Genomic DNA, 8,341 nt, shown 5'->3' on the forward strand with positions numbered 1-8,341 from the left:
CTGATCCGGCCAAGGTCGAAATCGTCGGTGTGCCCCGCGGACACGATCTGCACGGCGGCTTCCGGGTCACGCAGCGGCAGGCCGAGGTACTGCGCCACGTCGTTGCCGGTACCGGCGGGGATGACACCGAGCGGGACGCCAGTCGCGGCGACCAGCTGCAGGCCGAGGCTGACCATGCCGTCGCCGCCGACTACGACGACACTGTCCGCGTCGTCGTCCAGGAGCGCACGGGCCCTCTTCGCGGACTGTTCGGCGCTCTGCTCGATGACGAGGCGAACGTCGTGTCCCGCGGCTTCGAGGGCGGCTCGGGCACGCTCGCCGTACTCGCGCCCCTTCCCCTTACCCGAGGTGGGATTGATGACGAGCGCCGGCCGCAGCGGCCCGCTCACCCGCGGACCGCGGTCACGAGATGTCTTCGAGGCTGTCGGCCCGTTCGATCGGCGCGGGCGTCAGGTCGAGCGAGGAGGCTTCGTCCGGGGAAAGCTGGTGGATCGGGTCGGCGGCCTGGCGCGCGGCCCGCCGCTTGTCGTTGGCCAGCGCGATGCCGATGGCGCCGAAGTAGAGCAGGCAGATCGGGATGGCCAGCACGCTCATGCCGATCGGGTCGCCGGTGGGCACCGCGATCGCGGAGAACACGAAGATCGCCAGCACCACCACGCGCCAGTGCCGCCGCATCCGGTCGCCGCTCAGGATCCCGATGAAGTTGAACAGCACCAGGATCAGCGGCAGCACGAAGGAGGCCCCGAAGACCACCATCATCCGCAGGAAGAACACCAGGGTCTGGTCCAGCGGCAACTGGGCCGCGACACCCGAGGGCACGAAGCCCATCAGTACCCGCAGGATGGTCGGGAAGAACACGTAGCACAGCGCCGCGCCGGCCGCGAACAGCGGGATGGCCGCGCCGATGAAGGTCAGGCTGTACTTCTTCTCCTTCTTGTACAGCCCGGGTGCGAGGAAGGCCCACAGCTGGTACATCCACACCGGCGCGGCGAGCACGATGCCGGAGAACATCGCGATCTTGAACGCCAGGGTGATGCCCGCGCTCGGCCCGACCAGCACCAGCACGCCGTTGCGGCAGTCCTTAGTGGGCTGACCGACCCCGTGGATCGACTTGATGTTGCAGATCGGGGTCTCAAGCACGCTGACGATGTGGCGGTAGAAGACGAAGCCGACGATCCCGGCGACCACGATCGCCAGCGCCGACCTGATCAGCCGCGAGCGCAGCTCACGGATGTGCTCCATGAGCGGCATCCGCGCCGCGTCGTCCGCCGAGCGTCCGGCCTTACCAGCCACGTCCGGTGCCACCCGTCCTCGTCGTCGTGATGGTGCTGCCTGTCATTGCCGCGGGCTTCCGGGGGTGCGGTCGACCACTTCCGCCGGATCCGCCACGATCGTGCGCTTCTGCGGCGGCGGGACGTCGTCGCGCAACGCCTGTGCCTCGGATTTGAGGATACGGCGGGTCTTGCCGAGATCGCGCATCGCACCGGGCAACCGCTTCCACCCGAAAAGGATCAGGCCGATCGCGATGACGAGGAACAGCCCTTCAGCACGAAGCAACATCGTGACGCGCCCTTTCAACGGCAGGTCCGCGGGCAAGGCGGACCGAATCGCCATGCCGCCTTAACGTTTCAGCCGGTCGCGGACCTTGTCAACGGTCAGCCCCCGATCAGCACCTCACGCGGCCGACGGTCCGCGGTTACTGGTCCGCGTCGGAGGAAGCGGGCCGGGAACGCGAGCCGTTGCCGAGCGCCACCTGCGCCAGACCCGTCTTGACCGGCTCGGCGGCGTCCGTCAGCAACCGACTGGCGCGGGCCAGTTCCTTGGACACGTCCTTCGCGGCGCGGAAGACGCCGAACGCGAAGAAGCCGATCGCGGCAAGCGCCGCCACGGCGAGACTCACCCCGACGATGACCCAGAGCATCACGGAGACGACCCTACTCGGTGTCGGTCGCACTCTCGTAGCGACGTCTCAGGCCCTATCGGTCCGGCGCGCCATCCGCGTTGTCGTTGCGGTACACGCTCAACTCCGCTGCCCCCGCATCGCGCAGTGCGTCACGCAGTGCGTCGTCCGCGGACCGGCGTACCCGTGCGCCGCAACCAGGGCACGTGAACGAGTACTCCCAGCGCCCAGTCCGCCCCAGCAAGCGCACCGAGGAAAGCGTGACGACGCGCGGCCCGCAGCCCTCACAACGTACGCGTACTGCCTTCGCGCCGTCCGAGCTCGGGGTCACGACACGGCGTCCGCTCCGTATGCTGCCAGCGCCGCGGCGGCCGTGTCGCGGACCTTGTCGGCGAACTGCTCAGGGGCCAGCACCCGCGCCGCGCCGCCGAGCCGCAGCACCAGCCTCCTGATCCGGTCCTGGTCCGGGGCGCGCAGGGTCACGCGTAGCCAGCCGTCGCGCTCCGGGTCCTCCTCGACGCTCTCGCAGGGGTAGTACTCGGGCACCCAGCGGGCTTCCGGTGCCAACTCCAGCGTCACCAGCGGCGCGTCCTCGCTCACGCGCAGCGCGGAGGCGGGCGCCTCCTCGGTGAGGTCAAGGCCCTTGGCGTCCGCGGGCGGCTCGGCCGGAAGGTCGAGTACTTCGATCCCGACGACGCGGTCGAGCCGGAAGACCCGCACCGCCTGCGAGGCGCGGCACCAGCCCTCCAGGTAGGCCCGCCCGGCCAGCAGCGCGACCCGCATCGGGTCCACGTCCCGCTCGGTCACCTCGTCGCGCGAGGGCACGTAGTAGCGCAGATGCACCAGCCGCTTCTCGGCCAAGGCCCGCTGCGCCGCCTCGAAGACCACGTCGCGCGCCTCGAAAGCCACCGAAAGCCGCTCGGCGACCCGCGCGGCCTCGCCGGTCGCGCTCTCCAGCTTCGCCACCGCGCGGTCCAGCGCGTCCCGGTCCGCGATCCCCGGCACCTGCGCCAGCGCCCGCAGCGCGACCAGCAACGCGACCGCCTCGCGGGTGGAGAGGCGCAGCGGCCTGACGATCGGCTTCGCGGCATTCTCCAGATGGATCGCGCCGCCCTCCTCGACGTGCGCCTCCATCAGATCGTCGGCGAAGCCCCCGGGCAGCCCGCAGAACCACAGCACGTTGAGGTCCTTGGCGACCTGCTTTGTGGTGACACGGAACTCCTCCGCGACCTGGTCGACCGTCGTGCCGGGGTGGCTGAGCAGGTACGGCACGAGGTTCAGCAGCCGCTCGACCTGTGAGACCGCGGTGCTCACGACGCCACCTCCAGCCGCTTGTGGTGCTTGCCGCCGCTTACGCCGTCGACCGCGAGCATCGGGCCCTGCGCCTGCGCGCCCACCGGAGCCGAGACGGGCGCCGCGATGGCGCGGAGGGTGGCGATCACTCCTGCTCGCAGCGAGGGCGGATCGAGCACCACCACGTCCGGACCGTATTCGGCGAGCCAGCCGGCGGTGTCGGCGTACGCGGTGATCACGATCGTGTCCCAGCCGTCGTCGCCCTCGACGATCGAGGAGGCGCCGCGGCGCAGCGGAAAGCAGGTGCCCACGCGTACCCGGAGCGTCGCCGGACCGAGGTCCGCGCTGCTGCCTTCGGCGAACCTGTCCACCTGCGCGCGCACGTCGAGCCGGTCCGGCACCTTGTGCTCCGGCGCGCGGCCGGTCAGCAGCACCGGGGTGGTGATCCGGTCGAGCCGGAACACTCTCGCGGCGTCGCGCCCGAGGTCGAATCCGGCCAGGTACCAGCGGCCGCGCCAGGAGTCGATGGTCCACGGCTCGACCTCGCGCACCCGCACCTCCCCGTCCGAGCGGCGGTAGGAGAATCGCACCACCTGACGGTCGTATACGGCTTCGAGCAGCGGCTCGAAGGCCGGGGCCTCGACCCGCACCCGCGGCTCGATCCCGGCCGGCGCGGCCTCCCCGACGTCCAGCCCGGCCGCCTTGAGCTTGAGCAGCGCGGAGGACGCGGCCTGCGCCAGCGTCGCCTGCTGCCAGAATCGCGCGGCCACCCCGATCGCCGCGGCCTCGTCCGGCTCCAGGTGCAGCTCCGGCAGCGCGTACTCCCCCGGGGCGATCCGATAGCCGACCTCGTCCTCGAAGAGGGCGCTGACGGTGCCCACTTCAAGGGGGATGCCGAGCTCCCGCAACTCCTCCTTGTCGCGCTCGAACATTCGCTCGAACGCCTCATCCGTCGGACAGTTGCGGTACGGCTCCAAAGTCGCGCGCAACCGCTCCTTCGTGACGAAGGTCCGCGACGCGAGCAGGCAGATCACCAGGTTGACCAGCCGCTCGGTCTTGCTCGCTGGCATACGCCGACTCCCTCCTCGTCGTCGCTGCACCCCGTTGCCAACGGTGCGACTCCGACGCTACTGCGTCGGCACAGCCTTTCGCACCAAGGGACGCACAATACCCAATAGGCTTAGCCGCCGTGATCAGTTGGCGAGCAGGACGCGTTACCGCCCTTGGCCGTGCCTGGCGCGGAGCGCGGGAGCTGACCGCCGATGTGGAGGGCGAGTCCGTCAAGGCACTGGCCTATCCGCTGCTGACCGGCGAGCCCGCGGTCGGCGACCGGGTGCTGCTCAACACGACGGCGCAGACGATGGGCCTGGGGACAGGCGGCTACGCGATGGTCGTCGCCCTGCCCGACCGGCTCCCCCCGGACGCGCCGCCCGGTCCCGGGCACCTGGTCAAGGCTCGATACACACCACTGCAGGCCATTGTGTTAGGAGCAGACGAGCAGGATTCCCCGTACCACGAGCTTCTGCGGGACGCCGACTCCCTCGACGGCATGCCGGTCGTCGCCGCGGACCTGCATTCGGCGCTGCCCGCGGTGTGCGCCGCGATCCTGGCGGACCGGCCTGGGACGCGCATCGCTTATGTGATGAGCGACGGGGGCGCGTTGCCGCTGTGGTTCTCGCGTGCCGTCGCAGGGCTACGCGATGCCGGCTGGCTGATCGGTTCGGTCACGGTCGGGCAGGCCCTTGGCGGGGATCTGGAAACCGTCACCGTGCACACCGGTCTGCTCGCCGCGCGTCTGATCCTGCAAGCCGAGGTCGCGATCGTCACCCAAGGCCCCGGGAACCTCGGCACCGGCACTCGCTGGGGCTTCTCCGGAGTGGCCTGCGGCGAGGCGGTGAACGCGGCCGGCGTGCTCGGCGGCCGGCCGGTCGGCGTGCTGCGCGTCTCGGAAGCCGACGCGAGGGAGCGGCACCGCGGCCTGAGTCACCACAGCCTGACCTCGTACGGCCGGGTGGCCCTCTCCCCCGCGGAGGTGGCTGTACCGGCGGAGGCTGGGGCTTTCTGGGACGCGGTGCGCGAGCAGGCCAAGGAACTGACGCCGCGTCACACGGTGCGCGAGATCGATTGCGCGGGTCTGGATGAGGCGTTGGCGACCAGTCCGGTCGCCCTGTCCACCATGGGTCGCGGACCCGACTCCGATCGGGCGAACTTCCTCGCCGCGGCCGCGGCAGGGCGCTTGGCGGCAAGCCTGCTGGATCGCTGATCCGGTCGCGGGACGCCGCGCTCGCAAGCCCTGGCGTCGCAACCGTCCGCGCCCGGCGCAGGCCCGGCTGTGGCAGGGTAGGAGCGGACGAAATGATCGACCGAGAGGAACGGAGCCGAGATGGCACTGCAGAAGCCGGAGATCGACTTCCCGGAGGGCCCGCCGCCCGCCGATCTGGAGATCAAGGACCTGTGGGAGGGCGACGGCCCAGAGGCGGCCTCGGGCCACAACGTCACCGTGCACTACGTCGGTGTCTCGCACTCGACCGGCGAGGAGTTCGACGCCTCCTGGAACCGCAACGCCCCGTTCCAGTTCCCGCTCGGCAAGGGCCGGGTCATCGCGGGCTGGGACCGCGGCGTGGCCGGGATGAAGGTCGGCGGCCGCCGTCAGCTGACCATCCCGGCGCACCTCGCCTACGGCGACCGCGGCGCCCCGCCGGTCATCAAGCCGGGCGAGACGCTGATCTTCGTGGTGGACCTGCTCGGCGTTAGCTGACATTGCAGCCGGCTAGGGGTTGCACAGGAGCTGGCGCTGCTGCCGGCTAGGGGGCACAGGCGGCTACGCAAGCTCCGCAGCCTGTGCCCCCTACCCGGCAGCCAGCTAAGTCGTCTCACCTCGGGGCCGTGGTTGCGCTCCGAGAGTCGTGGTTACGTCTGAGGTTGAGCGTCGGCTACAGCGCGTCGACGATGTCGACGACGAATACCAGCGTGTCATTCGCGCCGATTCCTGCGGATGACTGGCCGCCGGACGGGCCATAGCCCAGCGCCGGCGGAATCACCAGAAGCACCCGGTCCCCGACATGCTTGCCGATCAGGCCCTGGTCCCAGCCCTTGATCACCTTGCCGGCGCCGATCACGGTGCTGAACGCCTGCTTTCGGGTGAACGAGGAGTCGAAGTTCTTTCCGGTGTTCCAGTCCACGCCGGTGTACTGGATGACCAGCGTGCGGCCGCTCTGCACCGTTTCCCCGCTGCCGTGGATCAGCGTGTCCGCGACCAGCGAGGCCGGCGGCTTGGCGCCGGACGGAATCGTCACCTGCGGATTGCCGGATCCGGGGTCGCCGGTCACCTTGGGCAGCGCCGCGTCCGACTGTGCGCCCTGCTTGCCGGGGATGTCGGCAGTCGCCGGGTAGCCCCCGACGACGTCGAGCACGAATACCAGGTCGTCGGTGGGGCCGACCCCGGCCTGCGAGTTGCCCTGGCTGCCGAACGCGTCGGCGGGCGGCGCGACCACCTCGATCCGGCTGCCGATGCGGGCGCCGGTGAGCGCGGTGTTCCAGGCGGGCAGCAGGCTGCTGGAGCCCAGCGTGACCACCTGCGGCTGGTTCGGCGTCTTTCCGCCGTCGGTCGAGTAGGTGTCGCCGAGCTCCTTGGCCCCGGTCCAGTTCATGACGGTGTAGTTGACCGCCGCGAGCTGACCGCTGGCGAGGGTGGCCCCGCTGCCGGGGACCAGGGTCTTGGTCTCCAGCTTCGTCGGCGCTGCGGCGCCGCTCGGCAGCGTGATCACGGCCTTCTGCCCCACCGCCCCGCTGACCTGCGGTAACCCGCCGCCGCCGGAGGCCTGGTTCGAGCTCGTGTTCGAGCTGCAGCCCGCCGCGAGCGCGCCCGCCAAGGCGAGCGAGAGAACCGGCAGCGCGCCCCTGTTGAGGGGCGCCGGGCCGCGGCGCGCGCCGGAGCGGGCCCGCTGACTGATCATCCGTCTTTCATGCAACACGGGCCAACCCTACAAGGCCGCTACATGGAAGCGATGAGTTTCTCCACACGTTCGTCTACGGAGCGGAACGGGTCCTTGCACAGGACGGTGCGCTGGGCCTGGTCGTTCAGCTTCAGGTGCACCCAGTCGACGGTGAAGTCCCGGCGCTGCTCCTGCGCCCGCTTGATGAACTCGCCGCGCAGCTTGGCCCGGGTGTTCTGCGGCGGCACTGACTTCGCCGCGAAGATGTCCAGGTCCCGCGCCGTGCGGTCGACCATGCCGCGCCGCTCCAGCAGGTAGTACAGGCCGCGGCGGCGGCTGATGTCGTGGTAGGCGAGGTCGAGCTGCGCCACCCGCGGATGCGAGATCGGCAGGTCGTACTTCTCCTGGTAGCGCTGGATCAGCCGGTACTTGATCACCCAGTCGATCTCGCGCTCGATCTTGGACAGGTCGCCGAGCTCGATCGCGTCCAGGGTGCGCTCCCACAGGTCCAGCACCCGGGCCACCGAGTTCGTGCGCAGGTCGCGCCGGTCGGCGAAGTCCGAGGCCTTGCTCAGGTACTCGCGCTGGATCTCCAGCGCGGAGACCTCGCGGCCGTTGGCGAGACGGATCCGGCGCTGGCCGGTCAGGTCGTGGCTGACCTCGCGGATCGCCCGGATCGGGTTCTCCAGCGTCAGGTCCCGCATCACCAGGCCGGCCTCGACCATGCGCAGCACCAGGTCGGTCGCGCCGACCTTGAGCATCATCGTGGTTTCGCTCATGTTCGAGTCGCCGACGATGACGTGCAGCCGCCGGTAACGCTCGGCGTCGGCGTGCGGCTCGTCCCGGGTGTTGATGATCGGGCGGGAGCGCGTGGTGGCGGAGCTGACGCCCTCCCAGATGTGCTCGGCCCGCTGGCTGACGCAGTAGACCGCGCCGCGCGGGGTCGGCAGCACCTTTCCGGCGCCGCAGATCAGCTGACGGGTCACGAGGAACGGGATCAGCACGTCGGCCAGCCGGGAGAACTCCCCGTGCCGGGTCACCAGGTAGTTCTCGTGGCAGCCGTAGGAGTTCCCGGCCGAGTCGGTGTTGTTCTTGAAGAGGAAGACCTCGCCGCGGATGCCTTCCTCGCGGAGGCGCTGCTCGGCGCTGCGCACGAGCCCCTCGAGGATCCGCTCCCCCGCCTTGTCGTGCACGACGAGGTCGGAGATCGAGT

At 70.4% G+C, this 8,341-nt stretch carries 10 protein-coding genes; 2 read left to right on the plus strand and 8 right to left on the minus strand.

The genetic code is table 11. From position 1 onward, the window contains the following. The 6 genes from VFB40_RS01450 to VFB40_RS01475 all read right to left on the minus strand — a co-directional run. Positions 1-389: diacylglycerol kinase family protein (locus tag VFB40_RS01450; protein WP_324847406.1), on the minus strand; the 389-nt coding region annotated here is incomplete at its 3' end. A 13-nt stretch (positions 390-402) separates the two neighbouring features. Continuing rightward, a complete protein-coding gene (gene tatC, locus VFB40_RS01455) occupies positions 403-1,293 on the minus strand; it encodes a twin-arginine translocase subunit TatC (protein WP_324847407.1) in 891 nt (296 codons plus the stop codon). Positions 1,294-1,335: 42 nt separating this feature from the next. Next, complete coding sequence (locus VFB40_RS01460) at positions 1,336-1,614, minus strand: twin-arginine translocase TatA/TatE family subunit (RefSeq protein WP_324847408.1); 279 nt, start codon at positions 1,612-1,614, stop codon at positions 1,336-1,338. An 82-nt stretch (positions 1,615-1,696) separates the two neighbouring features. Next, a complete protein-coding gene (locus VFB40_RS01465) occupies positions 1,697-1,924 on the minus strand; it encodes a hypothetical protein (protein ID WP_324847409.1) in 228 nt (75 codons plus the stop codon). Between the two features lie 303 nt (positions 1,925-2,227). After that, entirely contained in the window at positions 2,228-3,214 is a 987-nt protein-coding gene (locus VFB40_RS01470; RefSeq protein WP_324847410.1) for a helix-turn-helix transcriptional regulator, read from the minus strand. Then, positions 3,211-4,263, minus strand: a complete 1,053-nt coding sequence (locus tag VFB40_RS01475; RefSeq protein ID WP_324847411.1) for a helix-turn-helix transcriptional regulator — start codon at positions 4,261-4,263, stop codon at positions 3,211-3,213. The genes VFB40_RS01470 and VFB40_RS01475 overlap by 4 nt, the downstream gene beginning before the upstream one ends. 119 nt (positions 4,264-4,382) lie before the next feature. Between VFB40_RS01475 and VFB40_RS01480 the strand changes: the two genes are divergently transcribed. Both VFB40_RS01480 and VFB40_RS01485 read left to right on the plus strand, forming a co-directional pair. Further along, complete coding sequence (locus VFB40_RS01480; protein WP_324847412.1) at positions 4,383-5,456, plus strand: DUF3866 family protein; 1,074 nt, start codon at positions 4,383-4,385, stop codon at positions 5,454-5,456. Between the two features lie 120 nt (positions 5,457-5,576). Beyond that, positions 5,577-5,951 (plus strand): FKBP-type peptidyl-prolyl cis-trans isomerase, encoded by a 375-nt coding sequence (locus VFB40_RS01485; RefSeq protein WP_324847413.1) that lies wholly within the window; start codon positions 5,577-5,579, stop codon positions 5,949-5,951. A 175-nt stretch (positions 5,952-6,126) separates the two neighbouring features. On the opposite strand, the gene VFB40_RS01490 is transcribed toward VFB40_RS01485, so the two are convergent. After that, positions 6,127-7,167, minus strand: a complete 1,041-nt coding sequence (locus VFB40_RS01490; protein WP_324847414.1) for an FKBP-type peptidyl-prolyl cis-trans isomerase — start codon at positions 7,165-7,167, stop codon at positions 6,127-6,129. Between the two features lie 20 nt (positions 7,168-7,187). Continuing rightward, positions 7,188-8,341, minus strand: a 1,154-nt coding sequence (pafA, locus tag VFB40_RS01495) for a Pup--protein ligase (RefSeq protein WP_324847415.1), incomplete at its 5' end; no start/stop codon positions are given.

Origin of the sequence: Actinocrinis sp., from assembly GCF_035650855.1 — a bacterium.
Lineage (GTDB): Bacteria > Actinomycetota > Actinomycetes > Streptomycetales > Catenulisporaceae > Actinocrinis.